We start from the raw sequence: 17,992 nt of genomic DNA, 5'->3' as shown, positions 1-17,992 counted from the left end.
CTTTCTTATACGTCCTAAGAAAGTGGGTATGGTACTATTTAAAAAGGAATAAAAACACTTCTTATCAACGCTTTCAAATGCTATTTGGGAAGTTAAGGCATATTATTTCCGTCGACCAGAAAGCAAGTCGGTTTTTATATCTATTTTCCCAGTGAGTCTTGCTTTGTAGACACCATAATTTTCCATGACACGCATCACGTAATTACGTGTTTCTGTATAAGGAATACGTTCAATCCAATCAATGACGTTATCGAGAGATTGACCTCGAGGATCGCCATAACGTTTTATCCATTCATTGACTCGACGGGGACCCGCATTATAGCCAATAAGAGTTAGTATATAGGATCCATTAAAACGTTCTAATTGTTCATTGAGAAAATGAGCACCTAATGTTGCATTATAATGAGCATCACTGCTAAATTTTTTAGGAGACCATGCGATTGAGTATTTTTTTGCCAGTGCTTTTGCTGTTGTAGGAAGCAATTGGAGTATACCTTGTGCACCTGCTTTTGATATGGCTGTTGGATTAAATTCGCTTTCTTGGCGTGCAATGGCATAGATAAGCGATTTTTCTTCTACAGAAATATTAGCAGAAGCTGGTATAGCTCCCAGAGGATGAGAGAGTGCACCGACATTTTTCCCCTGAAAAACAGCCATTTTTCCAATTTTGAGGCTGGTATAATAGTCTCCATTTTTTTCTGCCATAACAGCCAGAAGAGCTAATTCACCGGGGCTTTCTATTTTTTTTCCGAGCTCTCTATAAAAAATTTTAGCAAAATCAGCATAGCCGGCTGCTTCAAGACGTTGAATTGCTTTGATCGCTTTTCGTGCACTAAAATGTTGTCGCTCAGCGGTTGTTGGTTTGGGAAAGAAAACTTTAAGCTTTTTTTGGTTGAGTCGTGCAGCGGCTAATTGACCATAGTAAGTTGCACCAAAATGAGCTGCGCGATGAAAGTATTGCTGGGCATTTTGATGTTCTTCTAGCGTTTCTGCTGTTCGTCCCATCCAGTAATATCCACGTGATGCATAAAAAGGTAAAGAAGAGAGTTGAGGAATACGTGAAAAATGCTGCATTGCCAATTTAGGGTTATGAAGAAACCGTAGTGCATACCACCCTGCATGAAACTCAGCATCGACGGCTAATGCAGATGTTATACCAGTGTGCATTGCAACAAGTTGATAAGCAATTTTTGGTTTGTTTAAATCGAGCATTTCACGAGAAAGGGCGCGTTGTTCTTTCCACAATGAATGAGGGTTCATAAGGCGGAATGCATCTTTTGATGTTTTCATCATGAGTGCTGCTGCTGCATCATATTGCTCTGTTCGTCGAAGATGGCGTATTCGAGCAAACTGAAAAAGAGGATCTTTTTGCCATGATCTCTCTACAGCTTTTAATTTTTGTGTAGCTCTAGGATCATTTTTTTCAACGGCCACAAAAGCATTAAAAAGAGATTGAGCATGGGCTAATTTTGCAACGCGTGCTGCTGAATCAAAACGATGTGCATAGAGCATAAACTGCATGCGTCTCAAATGATCAATAGGTTTTAATGCAGCGTTTGCATTTTTAAGAACAAATACTTCTTCTTTTGCATTAAGCTGTGTTTTATGCCACCATGGCGCAATAACGTGTTGAGCACGAGTGGTTTGTCCCGTTGCGATAAGTGCTTTAGCGAAGAGAGCCATCCCTTGTGCTGTTTGGGGCGGGTGATGAGAAAATTTTTGGATGATTGCGCGTGTGACGTTGGTTTCGTTAAGAAAAGCACGTTCAGCATTGCGTTGCATCGTTTCTATACCGGGCCATCCTTTTAGCATGTTGATTGCATTAAATATTTCAGAACTGGGTATATTAGCTTGGTTTGACACCCCCAGCGCCCATGTCAAAATATGACGATCAAGGCTATGTTTTTCCATTGAATTACGAAGATTTATTGTTTTTGCAATATTGTTGTTTGCTAGTGCATCTAGCCCAGTTTTCAGTTGCTGAAGTGTAGCAGTATTGTGTGATGTAGTGTGTATCTGTTGAAGAGATTCTTGAGCTTCTTTTGCGGTAAAGGGAGTAGGGCGAACCAAAGGGATTGGTACTTTCCCTTGCAAAAGGGGTGTTTGCGCGTATGCACTTGAAAATAAAATTCTTATTGCCAGTATAAGTGTAGTAAAGGTTGATACGAAAAGAGAGGTGGAAAATACACGCATAGAGAAAAGACCTTGAGACCTTGCTTTTTGTAAAAACTTAAGGATTTATAGAACACAAGCATGAAAAACGCGTTAATATAGACGGCTTATTTTAAAGAAATGTTCAACATTTAAGGAGGGACATTTTCATCTTATGGGGGCTTTTTTTGAAATTCATCTTGCTTCAATGATAGAGCAAGATTATGCTCTATTTAAAATTTATAAAAGGCGATTATAAAAAAATAAAAGCAAACATTATAGGGAGTTTATCATGCTCAAGGGAGCTATAACTGCGCTTATCACACCGTTTGATAACAAGGGCGCGATTGATGAGAAGGCGTTTTGTGATTTTGTTGAATGGCAGATCACACAAGGGATTAACGGTGTAAGCCCTGTTGGGACAACAGGTGAATCAGCAACGTTAAGTCATGAAGAACATAAGCGGATTATAGAATTGTGTGTTGAGCAGGTTGCAAAGCGTGTTCCTGTTGTTGCTGGAGCGGGATCAAATAGCACAAGCGAGGCTGTAGAGCTTGCACAATACGCGCAAAAAGCTGGTGCAGATGCAGTTTTGGTTGTCACTCCCTATTATAATAGACCAAATCAATCTGGCTTATACAAGCATTTTTCTTCCATTGCCAAAGCTGTTTCTATTCCGATTATAATTTATAATATTCCTGGTCGTTCTATTATCGATATGGCTGTAGAAACGATGAAAGACCTTTATCAAGATTTTAACAATATCATTGGTGTTAAGGATGCAACGAGCAGAATTGAGCGTGTTAGTGAACAAGGTGAAAAGTGTGGAAAAGATTTTGTACAGCTTTCCGGTGATGATTGTACGGCGTTAGGTTTTAATGCACATGGAGGTATGGGGTGTATTTCAGTTTCCTCCAATGTTGCTCCAAAGCTTTGTGCTGAACTTCAAGCCGCTTGTTTTCGTGGTGATTATAAAACAGCACGAGAATTAAATGATCGCTTGATGCCTCTTAATCGTGCTGTGTTTATTGAACCTAGTCCAGCAGGTATTAAATATGCTGCTGCAAAATTAGGATTTTGTGGTGATACTGTGCGTTCTCCTATTGTTCCATTAACAGAAAGAACAAAGAAGATTATTGATGCAGCCCTCAGTCATGCTGGTCTTTTAAAAGCATAAAATGATATTGACAAAGCCATGAATAAAAAAAAGAACGCGCCCGTACGGAAAATAATTGCTGACAATCGTAAAGCACGTTTTAATTTTGAAATCCTTAATAATCTCGAGGCTGGTCTTGTCCTTCAGGGAGCGGAAGTGAAGTCCTTACGTTCTAATCATGCCAATATTGCTGAAAGCTATGCGAGTTTTGAGAATGGGGAATTATGGTTAGTAAACAGCTATATTCCTGAATATACGCAGGCTAATCGTTTTAATCATGAACCACGACGTTTGCGCAAATTATTACTTTCAAAACGTGAGATGGCACGTTTTTTTAATGCAACGTCTCGTGAAGGAATGACACTTGTTCCTCTCAAACTTTATTTTAATGAACGAGGGCGCGTTAAGTTGGAGATCGCTCTAGCGCGTGGGAAAAAGCTTCATGATAAGCGCGAAACGGAAAAAAAACGCGATTGGGGACGTGAAAAAGCAAGACTTTTAAAAAGATATGGCTAATGGATGCGATCTAGATATTCTTTATTCATAGCGCTGTTTAAAACAGTTTTAGCATTGATCTAAGTATGTTTTTGCTGCTTGAAAGATTTGGTGAAACATGGCGTCTGTCAAGCGCCCAGTATTTGTATTATAACGAGAACAGTGATAGCTCGAAAAGATGCGTAATCTGCCGATGTTATTGATTTCACCGTGTCCAAAAGGGTGAGATAAAACTTTTGCATTAAGGGCACGTATCGTTGAATGGTGCGCAATGGTGCCTAAGGTAATAACGGCTTTAAGTTTGGGAAGATTTGTTAAAAGAGGTGAAAAGAAATAGCGGCACGTGTTAATTTCTGCACCGGTGGGTTTATTTTCTGGTGGAACGCAACGAACAGAGTTAACGATTGCTGCATCAATAAGTTCAAGAGTATCGTCTGCTCTTTCTTCAAAGGTTCCTTGGGCAAAACCAAACTTTTTTAAAGTTGAATAAAGTAAGTGCCCAGCATAATCACCAGTAAATGGACGTCCAGTTCGATTTGCTCCGCGTAATCCAGGAGCAAGCCCAACAATAAGAAGGCGTGTTGTATCTGGCCCTTTATAAGGAAAGAATGGGCGCACCGGTGCGTTATACCAACTTGGTTCTTTTACACGCCAGCCAGCGATAAATTGATGAAGCCTAGGACATAAATTGCAATTTTGGGGTGGTTCTGGGTAAAGTGATGTTAATTGGCTATTCATGGTGTTAGGCATCAATCGTTTTTCTATTTTTTTGAGTCTTTATATAGCGTATATGACGGGTTATGTTTTGATAAACAATCTATAATGAATATAAATAAACTTTTTTAGAAGAAAGTTTAATATAAACTTATTGCTCATTATTGTGTAAAGAGAGATCATCTTTCAGTAATTTATTCGATGAATAAGAGTGCGATACACATGATGTTCAAAGAAAAAAGTTTTCTCTTTAGATAAAGATATTATCATAAAAAGTATGTATAAGGCTGCTGTTATTGCAAAGGGTTTAAACAGCAGGTATTCCTTTTAAAAGGATAAGGACTCCAGACAAGTATTTTGTCAAGAAAGACCTCCCTTTGTTTGAAGTCAATCTATTGGAATGCTTTTAAAAGAAATTTTGATAACAAGCATGAATAGGTTATACATTTTTATAAATTTTCCAAGAATTTTTTTAAATAAGTTCTTTAATCAAAAAATATAAAAGTTTGTGTTGTTTTTCTTGTGTTTTATTTTGATTATTGTATATACTCCTCTATCCGCTATTAAATTTTTTTATTTGAGAAAGAGGCATAAATGGCCCGCGTAACGGTAGAAGATTGTATTGATAAAGTTGACAACCGCTTTGAATTGGTACTTTTAGCAGGTCATCGGGCGCGTCAGATTTCACAAGGAGCGCAGATTACGGTTGATCGTGATAATGATAAAAATCCAGTTGTTGCTTTGCGTGAAATAGCAGAAGAAACATTGTCGCCTGCTGATTTAAAGGAAGACCTTATTCATTCGTTGCAAAAGCATGTGGAAGTAGATGAGCCAGAAATGGCAAGTGAATTTATTACCCATTCAGGTGAAGCTGAAAGTGTTTTTAATACGTCGTCGCAAGAAGAAGGTACTTCATTTGATCATATGTCAGAAGAAGAGCTTTTAGCGGGTATTGAAGGTTTGGTTGTTCCAGAAAAAAGTGACGATTATTAATTGCAGCAATTTATGTTACAGGAGTAAAGATACCTTGTCATGTAAGGAGCAATTATTTTTCTTGTCTTTTATTGATAGGACATGTTCAATAAAGATTAGAGGTGTGAAAAGATAAAGGATATGCTCGTATGATGCGTCAGTGTGAGCTTGTTGGACGTGTTCAACGTTACAAGTCTGACGTAGATGAGGCTCTTTTAAACAGGGCCTATGATTATGCAATGAAAAAGCATGCACATCAAAAGCGTGCGTCAGGTGATCTTTATTTTTCTCATCCTTTAGAAGTTGCTGCTATTTTGACAGATATGCGGTTGGACGAGGCAACGATTGCTGTTGCTCTTTTGCATGATACAATTGAAGATACAAGCGCTACACGAGCAGAAATTGATCAGCTTTTTGGTTCTGAAATTGGGAAGTTGGTTGAAGGGCTTACAAAGCTTAATAAGCTTGATCTTGTATCAAAGAAAGCCGTACAAGCAGAAAATCTTCGTAAACTTCTTATTGCTATTTCTGATGATGTTCGTGTTCTTTTAGTCAAACTTGCTGATCGTCTTCATAATATGCGTACCCTTGGTGTTATGCGTGATGATAAACGTCGGCGAATTGCTGAGGAGACGATGGATATCTATGCGCCACTTGCAGGTCGTATGGGTATGCAGGATATGCGTGAGGAATTAGAGGATCTCTCTTTCTTTTATTTAAATCCAGAAGGTTATCGTACAATTACCAATCGACTTTCTGAATTATTGAAACACAACCGTGATTTGCTTTCCACAATTGAAAATGAATTGACAAAACTTTTTTTGGAGCATGGTATTAAAGCAGATGTTAAAAGCCGTCAGAAAAAATCTTATTCAGTTTTTCGCAAAATGGAAAGTAAAGCATTATCTTTTGAACAATTATCGGATATTTTTGGATTTCGTGTGATTGTTGAGTCCGTGAATGATTGTTATCGTGCTCTTGGTGTCATTCATACGACATGGCCAATGGTTCCTGGTCGTTTTAAAGATTATATCTCTATACCAAAGCAAAATGATTATCGTTCTATTCATACAACAATTGTTGGTCCTTCAAGACAACGTGTTGAGTTGCAAATTAGAACGGCTTCTATGGATGAAGTTGCTGAATATGGGGTTGCTGCTCATTCCATATATAAAGAGCATGGTTCCAATTATTCGACTGTGAAGTTATCAAGTGAAACGAATGCCTATGCATGGTTGCGTCAAACGATACAATCTTTGTCTGATGGAGATAATCCAGAAGAGTTTTTAGAACATACAAAACTTGAGCTTTTTCAAGACCAAGTTTTTTGTTTTACGCCGAAAGGTCGATTAATTGCTTTTCCTAAAGGAGCTACGCCTATTGATTTTGCTTATGCCGTCCATACAGACATCGGTGATTCTTGTGTGGGTGTAAAAATCAATGGTCGTATTATGCCTTTAATGACCAAATTAAAAAATGGTGATGAGGTTGATATTATTCGCTCACACGCTCAAATTCCGCCAGCAGCATGGGAATTTCTTGTTGTCACGGGTAAAGCACGTTCAGCTATTCGACGAGCAAGTCGTGCAGCGGTACGTAAACAATATTCGGGTTTAGGATATCGTATTCTCGAGCGTTCATTTGAATATATGGGAAAGCAATTTTCAAAAGACCTTTTGAAGAAAGTTTTGCCACGTTTAGCACGTAAAGATGTAGAGGATGTATTGGCTGCTGTTGGGCGTGGAGAGCTGTTTTCCGCTGATGTGATTAAAGCGGTTTATCCTGATTATCAAGATCACCGTGTGGTACAAAAGTCATCTTTTAAGCCTGGGGAAGAAGGTTGGTTTAATATTGAAAATGCTCAAGGTATGATTTTTAAAGTTCCAGAAAATGAAAAGAATGCAAAGGTCGAGAATCATCAATCTAAAGCATTGCCTATTAGAGGAACCCGTGGAGATATACCCGTACGTTTTTCACCGGAAGGAGCAGTACCTGGAGATCGGATTGTTGGTATTATGCAGCCAGGAGCTGGGATCGTTATTTATCCAATACAGTCTTCAGCTTTGATGGCGTATGATGATCAGCCAGAACGATGGATTGATGTTCGCTGGGATATTGATGCCCAAATGAATGAACGTTTTCCTGCACGGATGAATATTTTGGTTGTAAATAGTCCTGGTTCTTTGGCTGAAATTACACAAATAATTTCTGCTAACGATGCCAATATCCAAAATTTATCTTTTATCCGTACAGCACCAGATTTTACAGAAATTATGATTGATTTGGAAGTGTGGGATTTAAAACATTTGAATCGTATTTTTTCTCAGTTAAAAAAGGCAGGTTCAGTAAGTACAGTACGGCGGGTTCATGGATAAAAAGAAAGATTTTTCAATGAATACACAAGATGTCATTGATATTTTTAAACAAGCAGATGCTATTCTAGAAGGGCATTTTATTTTAACATCGGGGCGCCATAGTGCGACTTATATGCAAAAAGCGAAAGTATTCATGCATGCTGACTTGACGGAAAAGTTATGTCGTGGATTGGCTGAAAAAATCAAAAAATCTATCGAGGGAAAAATTGACTATGTTGTTGGTCCCGCAATTGGCGGTCTTATTCCTTCCTATGAAACTTCACGTCACCTTGGTGTTCCTTCTCTTTGGGTAGAGCGTATAAATGGCATCTTTGAATTGCGTCGTTTTGAAATCAAGAAGGGTGCACGGGTTGTTATTGTTGAAGATATTGTAACAACGGGTCTTTCCATTCGTGAGACTGTTGAAGCGCTTGTTGCAGCAGGAGCAGAGGTGTTGGCCAGTGCATGTATCCTTGATCGTTCTGGTGGTAAGGTCAATGTTGGAGTTCCATTGATTGCGCTTGCTGAATACGAGATAACCTCTTATGCTAGTGATGCACTTCCTGCAGAGCTTTCTGTTCTTCCCGCGATTAAACCAGGCAGTCGAAATATTTAATTGTCGTTCTATTTTTTTTGTGCAAAAGCTTAAAAAGATTAATTTGGATGATATAGATTATTTCATCATCAAAAGATGTATATTGAGAGTCATATGCTTTTTCGTCGTCGAGAACCAATAGATTTTGTAACGCGTATTCGACTTTGGTTATGGCCACGTCGTTCATTTTCTCGCTCATTTTGCTACATACATAAACGTATTTTGCGTATATCAGCAACACCGCATGAAGTAGCATTAGGGGTTGCTGTTGGCGTTTTTTTAGCTTGTTCCCCTTTCTTTGGGCTGCATATTATTTTGGCAATATTTTTTTCTTGGCTTTTGCGTGCAAACTTTGCTGCCGCAATCATTGGGACAATTTTTTCTAATCCACTCACATTTTTATTGATTGTCATGGCTGATTATAAAGTAGGGTATTTTTGTTTATCACTTTTTAGCGATGTCAAAGAGATTTCTCTTTCGCAAATTCGTGCTCTATTTAATGGTTTGACATTGTCAAATCTCTCTCTCCTCTTTAAAGGCGCATGGGACACAATTATGAGTCCTATGATTTTAGGGGGAACTCTTTTAGGTATTGTTTTTGGTGGTTTATCTTATATAGGTGTTTACAGAGCAACGGTTCGTTTTAAACAAAAGCGATATCAAAAGATTATAAAAAAAAGGCGTTTAAAGAAGCGCTCATCGTGAGAAAGATCGGGTAATATCTTATGATTATTGGTCTTGGAAATGATCTGGTTGATATACGACGTATTGAGAAAATGTTGGTTCGTTATGGTGAGCGTTTTATCCAACGTATTTTTACGGATATTGAAAGAAATAGATCTGAAAATCTCAAAAAAAGCTCCTCGTCCTATGCAAAAAGATTTGCTGCTAAAGAAGCATGTGCTAAAGCCTTAGGAACGGGAATCGCTTGTGGTATCAATTGGAAAGACATGGGGGTAGTTAATTTGCCATCTGGTAAACCAATAATGCAATTAACAAATCGTGCGCAAGTGCAACTTCAAAAGTTATTACCTCCTCATCATGATGCAGTTATTCATCTTAGCATAACAGATGATTTTCCTTGGGCACAGGCATTTATTATTATCGAAGCACTTCCACGTGGATAGATGGCGTGAGAGATTGTGCTTTTGTTATTTGAATATTATGATGAAAAAAATTATATCTGTGATGAGAAGGCAGTTGGTGATGATCCAAAAAGATAAAGTGCATAAAAAAGAAAAAAAAGGTGGGCTTCGTGAATTTATTTCTGTTTTAATACAGGCTTTGCTTTTAGCAGCGTTTATTCGGACACTTTTTTTCCAGCCGTTTAGTATTCCTTCCGGTTCAATGCGTCCTACTTTGTTGGTGGGAGATTATCTGTTTGTTTCTAAGTATGCATATGGGTATTCTCGTTTTTCCATCCCCTTTTCTCCTCCTCTTTTTTCTGGACGGATTTGGGCATCTCAACCTCAACGTGGAGATGTGGTCGTTTTTCGCTTACCAAGTAATCCGAAGATTGATTATATAAAACGCGTTGTTGGGCTACCAGGTGATCGTATACAAGTTCGTCAAAGTGTCCTTTATATTAATGATGAGGCTGTTTCACGTCACTTTATGGGGGAGATTGATAATTCTGATATAACAGAGGTTAACTATCCTGTTGAGGTTTATCGCGAGACAATGCCTAACGGTGTCAGTTATGATACACTTGATTTAGCTTTCATCCCGAAAGTTGATGATACAGAAGTCTTTGAAGTTCCTCAAGGACATTACTTTATGATGGGAGATAACCGCGACAATTCAGATGATAGTCGTTTAGATGTAGGCTATGTTCCAGAAGAAAATCTTATTGGTCGCGCGAGCGTGATTTTCTTTTCTATCAGTAATGGTTCAAGTGCTTGGCAGATTTGGCGCTGGCCATTTGATGTGCGTTGGAAACGTTTGTTTTCTTTCATAAATACGGTTCATGATTTGCCGCTTATCAAGCAAGGAAACAACGATGAAACGTCTCATGATTGATCAGCTTTTCAAGCTGACGGGGCATCGTTTTAAAGATGAAGAGAGGTTAAAGAAGGCATTAACACACTCGAGTGTACAAGATTCGGAACAGGGGAATTATGAACGACTAGAGTTTCTAGGGGATCGGGTTTTAGGGCTTTTGATTGCAGAGATGCTGTATCAACTTTTTCCTCAGGCAAGTGAAGGTGAATTATCAGTCCGTTTAAATCATCTGGTCAATGCACAGACATGTGCTGATATTGCGCGTGAAATGAGACTTCCTGATATGATCCGTGTTGGTTTTGAGATGAAAAATTTTGAGGGACGTCGACTTATCAACATGCATGCAGATGTCGTGGAAGCTTTGATTGCCGTAATATATCTCGATGGAGGATTGGAAAGCGTTCGCCCTTTTATTCAAAAATATTGGCAAAGTCGGGCAAAGAAAATGGATGCTGGTCGACGTGATGCCAAGACAGAATTACAGGAATGGGCGCATATCCAAGGCAATGCACAACCACATTATCAGGTTATAAAACGTTCAGGTCCAGATCACGATCCTGTTTTTATGGTAGAGGTCAGTATTTCTGGGTTTGCTTCAGAGATTGGGCAGGGAAGCTCCAAAAGATATGCTGAGAGAATGGCAGCTGAAAAAATTTTGCGACGAGAGGGTGTATGGAAAACAGTAGGAAAAAATGATCATGAGTGACGTTATGAAAACGCGTTCTGGGTTTGTTGTGCTTATTGGGATGCCTAATGCCGGTAAATCGACATTGGTTAATCAATTGGTTGGAACAAAGGTTTCAATTGTAACACATAAGGTACAAACAACACGAACTTTAATCCGCGGTATTGTCATTCATGATGATGTGCAAATTGTGTTGGTCGATACACCGGGTGTTTTTCGTCCCCATAAGCGCTTAGAACGAGCCATGGTCTCTGCTGCTTGGGGAGGGGCTAAGAGCGCTGATGTTCTACTTGTTTTAATTGACGCTCAAAGTGGTCTTTCGGATGAAGTTGATATGATGTTAGATATTGTAAACAATATGAAACAAGAAAAAGTTCTTGTTCTTAATAAGGTTGATACAGTTGTTAAATCATCTCTTCTAGCGTTAACCACTAAAATAAATGAACGTGTAAAGTTTGCGCAAACATTTATGATTTCTGCTCTAAACGGTTCTGGTTGCAAGGATTTACTTCATGCGTTGAGTAACATGATGCAGGAAGGGCCATGGTATTATCCGGAAGATCAAATTTCTGATATGCCTATGCGTCATCTTGCTGCTGAAATTACGCGTGAAAAACTTTTTCTTCGTCTTCATGATGAACTTCCTTATTCCTCAACGGTTGAAACAGAAAACTGGGAAGAGCGTTCAGATGGTTCCGTTAAAATTAATCAAGTTATTTATGTCGAGCGTGAGAGTCAGAAAAAAATTGTCTTAGGAGCAAAAGGAGATACAATTAAAGCGATTGGTCAAGCAGCACGTAAAGAACTCATGGAAATTATGGATCAAAAGGTGCATCTTTTTCTCTTTGTGAAAGTGCGCGATAATTGGGATACCGATCCAGAACGTTATCGTGAAATGGGATTGGATTTTTTAAAATGAGATTTTTAAAAATAATTAAAGTAAAATGAAGTGGAAAGAACAAGCCGTTATACTTGGTACACGCCAATATGGTGAAACAAGTGTTATTCTTGAGATTATGACACGTGAACATGGTCGTTATATGGGAGTGGTAAAAGGGGGGCGCTCGCGTCGCATGGCAGCTCTTCTTCAACCTGGAAATTTTGTGGAGGCTGAATGGTGGGCTCGTTTAGACGAACATTTGGGACTTTTTCGGCTTGAAGCTCTTGATTTACATGCGGCACGATTAATCTGTCTACCAGAAGCACTTTATACTTTGCAATTGATAGCTTTTCATTTGCGGCTTCTTCCCGAACGTGATCCGCACCCCATTTTATATGATATTTTACACCTTTTTATGCAGAATTTTGATGAACCATTTGTAAATGCAGAATTGCTTGTACGTTTTGAAATGCGGCTTCTTGAAGAACTTGGTTTTGGTCTTGATTTATCTTGTTGTGCTGCAACAGGTCGTCAGGAAAGGCTTCATTACGTATCACCAAAATCTGGACGGGCTGTCTGTGAAGAAGCAGGGGAACCTTGGAAAAAAAAGCTTCTCATTCTACCACAGTTTCTTGTACAAAGAACGACTCGTCCTGCTGATTTTAGTGACATAATAAATGGTTTTATACTGACGGGTTTTTTTCTTATGCGTCATGTCTGGGAGCCACGAGATATAAAGCAGCCGTCAGTGCGCATGAATTTGATACAATTGTTTGAGCGTCAATTTGGTGTACAGGCATTAATTGGTTGATCTGATGATAATTGAATGGGAAAATGAGAATTTTAAAGACAATTGCTGAAGTCCGCCAATATACTTCAGAGGAACGACGTTTAGGTTTTTCGATTGGTTTTGTTCCAACAATGGGGGCATTGCATGATGGACATCTTGCATTAGTACAGTATGCAAGAGCAATGTGTGATCGCGTAGTGGTTTCTATTTTTGTCAATCCAAAGCAATTTGGACCTCATGAAGATTTTTCTCAATATCCAAGAGATTTGAAGGGCGATTGTGCTTTGTTAAAAGAAGCAGGTGTTGAATGTGTTTTTGCTCCTTCTGTCGATGAAATGTGGCCACTGGGGAATGATACAATTGTACAAGTGAAAAAATTATCACGTATTTTGATGGGAAAATTACGTCCGGGGCATTTTTGTGGTGTAACAAGCGTTGTTGCTAAACTTTTTAACATTGTCCAACCAGATAAGGCTTTTTTTGGGGAAAAAGATTTTCAACAAATTTTAATTATTCGGCGTATGGTTGAAGATTTGGCTTTTCCTATTGAAATCGTTGGAGTTCCTATTCTACGGGAGTCAGATGGTGTAGCGTGTTCTTCACGCAATCAGCTTTTAACATTAGAAGATCGTAAAGCTGCCAAAATTATTCCTGAAAGTGGAAAAGCTGCTGAAAAGCTTTATCATGAAGGTGAACGGTCGGTTGATAAATTATGCAAAACTGTTCGTGATATTTTACAACAAGAAACGCGTGCAATCATTGAAGCGATAGATTTACGGGATATGGAAACTTTATGCGTGGTTAAAGGAACATTGAATAAACCAGCAGTTTTACTTCTTACTGTCCGCTTTGGTGAGATAAGGCTGATTGATCAATATATATTGCAAGAGAAGGGTGGAAAATGAGTGTACATAAAACCGTAAAGCGTATAACATCTTCCGAAATACGTGCACGAAAGGGACAACAGCCAATTGTTTCTTTAACAGCTTATCAAGCTTATACTGCGCGGATTGCTGATCCATATTGCGATATCCTTTTGGTTGGTGATAGCGTTGGGATGGTTGTGTATGGGTTTGAGACAACGCTTCCTGTTAATTTAGATATGATGATTTCACACGGGAAAGCCGTGGTGCGTGGATCTCAAAAAGCTCTTGTTGTTATTGATATGCCTTTTGGTTCTTATGAGGAAAGTCCAGAGCAAGCTTTTTTAAATGCATCGCGCATTCTTGCACAAACGGGGTGTGGTGCAGTTAAGCTTGAAGGGGGCGTTTATATAGCCGAAACAGTAGATTTTTTGTGTAAACGTGGCATTCCAGTGATGGGGCATATCGGTCTTACACCCCAAGCAATGAATCGTTTTGGTGGTTTTAAAACACAAGGACGCAAGGAGAATGATTGGCAAAGAATTGAAGCAGATGGAGCAGCGATTGAAGAGGCAGGTGCTTTTGCTGTTGTTTTAGAAGCAATGGTTGAACCTTTAGCGGTGAAACTGACAGATAAGCTTTCTATCCCTACGATCGGTATAGGGGCGTCCAATCAATGTGATGGGCAAGTATTGGTTATGGAAGATATGTTGGGCTATGGTTCTCATGTGCCAAAATTTGTACGCCGTTATGGAGACCTTGAACAAGCCATGGAAACTGCAATAAAGAATTATGCAGAGGATGTCACATCTCGTGCTTTCCCAGCGGATAATGAAGTTTATAAACTAAAATAAACTTCAGTTTAAGATGAAAGGTTTGACAAGAGAACATTTGTTATTTTGATAATGAATGTGCATTTTTAATATATTTTGTATGCAATTTGAACTGTGATTTTTTCCATTTCTTTAATGAAGTCACGCCTCTCATGCAAAACAGAACGCCATTGGGTCGCTAATTCACATGCTTTTTTAAAGAAAGCTTTCTTAAGGTACCCAACCTATTTCGCGACGGCGTTCGTGAATAGTATAGTGGTAAGTCCCTTATGAAGTGTATAAAATTTATAGAGTACTCCCGTCTTTACGCTTCATAAGAGAGCAAGCCGGCATCATCACACACTTTGCCAATTTTCAATGCTGCGACAGCGCTTAGCACTTGAGATGGTTCATAAGAAGCATTTTAACTCTTTCTTTAAAAAATTTTACCCACACGCCAGACCCGCTTGTGGTGTGCAAGAGAATGATTTTGATTGATTCAATATAAACAGATTTGAAATGAGTGAAGCTTACGATATTAGGAGCTCTCATTCAAAATGAAAAAACAATGAATTATTATTATAAGTCAGTGTGATGATTCTGTAATGACAAGGAATCAACAATGCGAAGGGGCTATAATCTTTGGACATCCAAGTCATTAAAGCGCGTTAAAAATGCGTTTTCAATGTGTTGGGTAGAATAGGGGGATAAATTCAGATCATCGGGTAAAATATTATTGGGAGAGCCAAAATAGTGAAGGGCTTCTTCTGTATTAAATCCAGCAAGCGTAATCGCTTCATAATAGGCAGCGATACGGTCGGCTTGTTTAATTTTTTTTAAAAGTTTTTGAGAAAGATCAACGGGAAGAGAAAAGCGCATGTGGATAGCATCTTGGATGCGCTTTTCAACGCGTTCATATTGTTTTCCTATAACAGCTTTAAAAGGGGAAATCATATCGCCGATGACATATTCTGGAGCATCATGAAGAAGGGCATAAAGACATTCGTTGCTTCCCGATTGTGGAAAAAGTTTTTGAAATATTTGTTCAACCAAAAGTGAATGTTGTGCAACAGAATAGGCATGCTCTCCTCGTGTTTGACCGTTCCAACGTGCTACGCGAGCAAGTCCATGGGCAATATCTTCAATTTCAACATCAAAAGGAGAAGGGTTGAGAAGATCAAGTCGCCTTCCAGAGAGCATTCTTTGCCAAGCGCGGGCTTCTCCATTTTTTAATAATTCAGCTTTAGCCATGAGTGTTTTCTATAGTATTTTCAGGAAAGGTAAAATTCATATTTTCAGCAATGCTTATAGTGACAGGAATGTTTTTTACAGTAAAGGGGATGTTATGATCCATAGCATCTTTGACGTGGTCAATACGCATTAAAGCAAGAGCCTCATTTTCTACACATGTTCCCAAGTAGCCAAGCACTTTTGTTCCTGCTTCAATGCTAGATTGAGGGATTAATTTACACTGGCCTTTTACAATAAAAATACGGCGACGTGCTGCACGGCGGTGGTGCATTCGTGAAACAATTTCTTGTCCAATATAACATCCTTTATTGAATGCAAGTCCATTGATTTGATCGTAATTAATATCATGAGGAAAGACTTTGCCAATTTCATAGTCTTGATCACTTTCCGCAATTGCATAACGGATACGCAATTGATTCCATGTGTCATGATATTCTGAAGTTAAAAAAGGTTTTTTGCCATAGATTCGTATTATTTTTTCTTTTTGTGGGAAGCGTTTATCAACAAAACTTGAATCAAAATTTAAAGCATCTGATTCATTATTCAAAGAAACTGTAACAAGCTCTTGGAATGGTTGTGTAATTTCTACTTTTTTGCGCAGCTTATAGAGCAACAGACGCTTATGGAGCGTATCAGCTAAAGGCATCCTGATATCAATCAGGTAACCATCTTCTTTTTTTCCGATAAGAAAATCAGCAAGAACCTTTCCTTGTGGGGATAAAAGGGCTCCAGGGAAAAGTTCCTGTGGACTGATTTTTTTTACATCTGTCGTGATCAGGGATTGTAGAAAATCTGTTGCTTCTTCGCCTGTAATTTGAATAAGTCCGCGGTTTTTTAAGCAAATGGCATTTTGTTTTTCAATCATGGTTCTTGCCTTTCTGCTCAAAGTTACATAATCGATAAGTGAGCAATATGTAAGGAGCGTGGTTATGTTTAAAACATTTGATACAATTTTTAAAGGTGCAACACTTGTGAATCATGATGGAAGAAGCAAGCGTGATATTGGTATTACAAATGGTCGTATTGCTGAAATAGGCGACCTTACATGTGCATCGGCTAGTGAGGTCATTGATTGTACGGGGCTTCATATTTTACCAGGAATTATTGATAGCCAAGTGCATTTTCGTGAGCCAGGAAATGAATATAAGGAGGATTTGGAAAGTGGCTCGTATTCTGCTGTGTTAGGGGGTGTTACGGCAGTTTTTGAAATGCCTAATACCAATCCATTGACAACATCAGAAGAAACATTAAGCGATAAGGTTCAACGCGCATTTCATCGAATGCATTGTGATTTTGCATTTTGGGTTGGAGGAACGCGTGAAAATGCTCATGAACTATCTGAATTAGAAAGACTTCCTGGTGCGGCTGGAATTAAAGTCTTTATGGGGTCCTCTACCGGTGATCTTTTGGTTGATGATGATGAAAGTGTACGCCTTATTTTGAAGAATACACGCCGTCGTGCGGCTTTTCATTCTGAAGATGAGGCGAGGCTCAAAGAGCGTAAAATATTGCGTATTGAAGGGGATGCATCGTCACATCCGATTTGGCGTGATGAAGTTGCGGCATTAAAATGTACGCAGCGTTTGGTAAAAATTGCTCATGAGACGAAGGCTCGGATTCATGTGTTACATCTTTCGACAGAAGAAGAAATTGATTTTCTAAAAAAACATAAGGATGTTGCAACAATTGAAGTGACACAACATCATTTGACGCTCACGGCTGATGATTATAAGAAGTTTGGTACATTAATTCAGATGAATCCGCCTATTCGTGAGCCGCGCCACCGTGACGCTCTTTGGTACGGTGTTCAACAAGGAATTATTGATGTCTTAGGTTCAGATCATGCGCCTCATACTCTTGAAGAAAAACTTCAACCTTATCCCTCTTCACCTTCAGGTATGACAGGCGTGCAAACAACAGCAGCAATTATGTTGACACATGTGAATGCAGGAAAAATATCTCTTGAACGTTTTGTTGATCTCACTTCACATGGCCCTAGTCGTATTTTTGGTATAAGTTGTAAAGGGCGCATTGCTGTTGGGTTTGATGCTGATTTAACCATTGTTGATCTTAAGCGAGAGGAAATTATTACGAATAGCTTAATTGGTTCTCGCGCCGGTTGGACACCTTATGATGGTCAAAAAGTTAAAGGTTGGCCTGTTGGGACTATTATCCGTGGTATGCGCGTTATGTGGGAAGGTGAAATTGTCACACCTTCACAAGGAGAGCCTGTTAAATTTATGGAAACTTTGGTGTAAACAGATTAAAATTAT

At 38.8% G+C, this 17,992-nt stretch carries 18 protein-coding genes; 14 read left to right on the top strand and 4 right to left on the bottom strand.

Annotated features, from left to right (window positions below; translation table 11 throughout):
* Positions 1-102: 102 nt before the first annotated feature.
* Complete coding sequence (locus ACFIMP_RS00520; RefSeq protein ID WP_375612953.1) at positions 103-2,193, bottom strand: lytic transglycosylase domain-containing protein; 2,091 nt, start codon at positions 2,191-2,193, stop codon at positions 103-105.
* Positions 2,194-2,443: 250 nt separating this feature from the next.
* Here ACFIMP_RS00520 and dapA point away from each other — a divergent pair, with 250 nt between their 5' ends.
* Both dapA and smpB read left to right on the top strand, forming a co-directional pair.
* Positions 2,444-3,328 carry a 4-hydroxy-tetrahydrodipicolinate synthase gene (gene dapA, locus ACFIMP_RS00515; RefSeq protein ID WP_375612952.1) on the top strand — a complete coding sequence of 295 codons (885 nt, stop codon included), beginning with the start codon at positions 2,444-2,446 and terminating at the stop codon, positions 3,326-3,328.
* Positions 3,329-3,346: 18 nt separating this feature from the next.
* On the top strand, positions 3,347-3,823 hold the full coding sequence (gene smpB, locus ACFIMP_RS00510; protein ID WP_012231306.1) for an SsrA-binding protein SmpB: 477 nt from the start codon (positions 3,347-3,349) through the stop codon (positions 3,821-3,823).
* Positions 3,824-3,871: 48 nt separating this feature from the next.
* Here the strand turns inward: smpB and ACFIMP_RS00505 are convergent, their stop codons facing one another.
* Complete coding sequence (locus ACFIMP_RS00505) at positions 3,872-4,540, bottom strand: uracil-DNA glycosylase (RefSeq protein WP_375638131.1); 669 nt, start codon at positions 4,538-4,540, stop codon at positions 3,872-3,874.
* Between the two features lie 570 nt (positions 4,541-5,110).
* Here ACFIMP_RS00505 and rpoZ point away from each other — a divergent pair.
* The 11 genes from rpoZ to panB all read left to right on the top strand — a co-directional run bounded on the left by rpoZ (position 5,111) and on the right by panB (position 14,510).
* Positions 5,111-5,509, top strand: a complete 399-nt coding sequence (gene rpoZ / locus ACFIMP_RS00500) for a DNA-directed RNA polymerase subunit omega (protein ID WP_273791104.1) — start codon at positions 5,111-5,113, stop codon at positions 5,507-5,509.
* Between the two features lie 128 nt (positions 5,510-5,637).
* Entirely contained in the window at positions 5,638-7,863 is a 2,226-nt protein-coding gene (locus tag ACFIMP_RS00495) for a RelA/SpoT family protein (protein ID WP_375612951.1), read from the top strand.
* Between the two features lie 16 nt (positions 7,864-7,879).
* Positions 7,880-8,458 carry an orotate phosphoribosyltransferase gene (pyrE, locus tag ACFIMP_RS00490; RefSeq protein WP_375629334.1) on the top strand — a complete coding sequence of 193 codons (579 nt, stop codon included), beginning with the start codon at positions 7,880-7,882 and terminating at the stop codon, positions 8,456-8,458.
* Between the two features lie 93 nt (positions 8,459-8,551).
* Positions 8,552-9,142 (top strand): DUF2062 domain-containing protein, encoded by a 591-nt coding sequence (locus ACFIMP_RS00485; protein ID WP_375606309.1) that lies wholly within the window; start codon positions 8,552-8,554, stop codon positions 9,140-9,142.
* Between the two features lie 20 nt (positions 9,143-9,162).
* Entirely contained in the window at positions 9,163-9,564 is a 402-nt protein-coding gene (gene acpS, locus ACFIMP_RS00480; RefSeq protein WP_375612950.1) for a holo-ACP synthase, read from the top strand.
* A gap of 79 nt (positions 9,565-9,643) precedes the next feature.
* The gene (gene lepB / locus ACFIMP_RS00475) at positions 9,644-10,456 is read left to right on the top strand and encodes a signal peptidase I (RefSeq protein ID WP_375611213.1); all 813 of its coding nucleotides are present in this window, start codon (positions 9,644-9,646) and stop codon (positions 10,454-10,456) included.
* The gene (rnc, locus tag ACFIMP_RS00470; RefSeq protein ID WP_375612949.1) at positions 10,437-11,144 is read left to right on the top strand and encodes a ribonuclease III; all 708 of its coding nucleotides are present in this window, start codon (positions 10,437-10,439) and stop codon (positions 11,142-11,144) included. Before lepB ends, rnc begins: the two co-directional genes overlap by 20 nt.
* Positions 11,137-12,042, top strand: coding sequence for a GTPase Era (gene era / locus ACFIMP_RS00465; protein ID WP_012754937.1), 906 nt, complete (start codon positions 11,137-11,139; stop codon positions 12,040-12,042). The genes rnc and era overlap by 8 nt, the downstream gene beginning before the upstream one ends.
* 25 nt (positions 12,043-12,067) lie before the next feature.
* A complete protein-coding gene (recO, locus tag ACFIMP_RS00460) occupies positions 12,068-12,814 on the top strand; it encodes a DNA repair protein RecO (RefSeq protein ID WP_375612947.1) in 747 nt (248 codons plus the stop codon).
* A 23-nt stretch (positions 12,815-12,837) separates the two neighbouring features.
* Entirely contained in the window at positions 12,838-13,698 is an 861-nt protein-coding gene (gene panC, locus ACFIMP_RS00455; RefSeq protein WP_375612946.1) for a pantoate--beta-alanine ligase, read from the top strand.
* Positions 13,695-14,510: a 3-methyl-2-oxobutanoate hydroxymethyltransferase gene (gene panB, locus ACFIMP_RS00450; RefSeq protein ID WP_375612945.1), complete on the top strand. Its 816-nt coding sequence runs from the start codon at positions 13,695-13,697 to the stop codon at positions 14,508-14,510. Before panC ends, panB begins: the two co-directional genes overlap by 4 nt.
* Before the next feature lie 591 nt (positions 14,511-15,101).
* Here the strand turns inward: panB and ACFIMP_RS00445 are convergent.
* Both ACFIMP_RS00445 and ygfZ read right to left on the bottom strand, forming a co-directional pair.
* On the bottom strand, positions 15,102-15,719 hold the full coding sequence (locus ACFIMP_RS00445) for a YfbR-like 5'-deoxynucleotidase (protein ID WP_375610152.1): 618 nt from the start codon (positions 15,717-15,719) through the stop codon (positions 15,102-15,104).
* The gene (ygfZ, locus tag ACFIMP_RS00440; protein ID WP_375612944.1) at positions 15,712-16,584 is read right to left on the bottom strand and encodes a CAF17-like 4Fe-4S cluster assembly/insertion protein YgfZ; all 873 of its coding nucleotides are present in this window, start codon (positions 16,582-16,584) and stop codon (positions 15,712-15,714) included. Before ygfZ ends, ACFIMP_RS00445 begins: the two co-directional genes overlap by 8 nt.
* 64 nt (positions 16,585-16,648) lie before the next feature.
* On the opposite strand from ygfZ, the gene ACFIMP_RS00435 reads away from it, so the two are divergent.
* A complete protein-coding gene (locus ACFIMP_RS00435; RefSeq protein ID WP_375612943.1) occupies positions 16,649-17,977 on the top strand; it encodes a dihydroorotase in 1,329 nt (442 codons plus the stop codon).
* The last annotated feature ends 15 nt before the right edge of the window (positions 17,978-17,992 follow it).

It is taken from the genome of Bartonella sp. AP65SXKL, assembly GCF_042195725.1.
GTDB lineage: Bacteria > Pseudomonadota > Alphaproteobacteria > Rhizobiales > Rhizobiaceae > Bartonella.
The sequence above is the reverse complement of the archived record's forward strand: the minus strand, read 5'-3'. Positions and strand labels throughout refer to the sequence as shown.

Bases quoted from the DNA above. Each gene is read 5' to 3' on its own strand.
- ACFIMP_RS00520 (WP_375612953.1), bottom strand. From the start codon at position 2,193: ATGCGTGTATTTTCCACCTCTCTTTTCGTATCAACCTTTACTACACTT.
- dapA (WP_375612952.1), top strand. From the start codon at position 2,444: ATGCTCAAGGGAGCTATAACTGCGCTTATCACACCGTTTGATAACAAG.
- smpB (WP_012231306.1), top strand. From the start codon at position 3,347: ATGAATAAAAAAAAGAACGCGCCCGTACGGAAAATAATTGCTGACAAT.
- ACFIMP_RS00505 (WP_375638131.1), bottom strand. From the start codon at position 4,540: ATGAATAGCCAATTAACATCACTTTACCCAGAACCACCCCAAAATTGC.
- rpoZ (WP_273791104.1), top strand. From the start codon at position 5,111: ATGGCCCGCGTAACGGTAGAAGATTGTATTGATAAAGTTGACAACCGC.
- ACFIMP_RS00495 (WP_375612951.1), top strand. From the start codon at position 5,638: ATGATGCGTCAGTGTGAGCTTGTTGGACGTGTTCAACGTTACAAGTCT.
- pyrE (WP_375629334.1), top strand. From the start codon at position 7,880: ATGAATACACAAGATGTCATTGATATTTTTAAACAAGCAGATGCTATT.
- ACFIMP_RS00485 (WP_375606309.1), top strand. From the start codon at position 8,552: ATGCTTTTTCGTCGTCGAGAACCAATAGATTTTGTAACGCGTATTCGA.
- acpS (WP_375612950.1), top strand. From the start codon at position 9,163: ATGATTATTGGTCTTGGAAATGATCTGGTTGATATACGACGTATTGAG.
- lepB (WP_375611213.1), top strand. From the start codon at position 9,644: ATGATCCAAAAAGATAAAGTGCATAAAAAAGAAAAAAAAGGTGGGCTT.
- rnc (WP_375612949.1), top strand. From the start codon at position 10,437: ATGAAACGTCTCATGATTGATCAGCTTTTCAAGCTGACGGGGCATCGT.
- era (WP_012754937.1), top strand. From the start codon at position 11,137: ATGAGTGACGTTATGAAAACGCGTTCTGGGTTTGTTGTGCTTATTGGG.
- recO (WP_375612947.1), top strand. From the start codon at position 12,068: ATGAAGTGGAAAGAACAAGCCGTTATACTTGGTACACGCCAATATGGT.
- panC (WP_375612946.1), top strand. From the start codon at position 12,838: ATGAGAATTTTAAAGACAATTGCTGAAGTCCGCCAATATACTTCAGAG.
- panB (WP_375612945.1), top strand. From the start codon at position 13,695: ATGAGTGTACATAAAACCGTAAAGCGTATAACATCTTCCGAAATACGT.
- ACFIMP_RS00445 (WP_375610152.1), bottom strand. From the start codon at position 15,719: ATGGCTAAAGCTGAATTATTAAAAAATGGAGAAGCCCGCGCTTGGCAA.
- ygfZ (WP_375612944.1), bottom strand. From the start codon at position 16,584: ATGATTGAAAAACAAAATGCCATTTGCTTAAAAAACCGCGGACTTATT.
- ACFIMP_RS00435 (WP_375612943.1), top strand. From the start codon at position 16,649: ATGTTTAAAACATTTGATACAATTTTTAAAGGTGCAACACTTGTGAAT.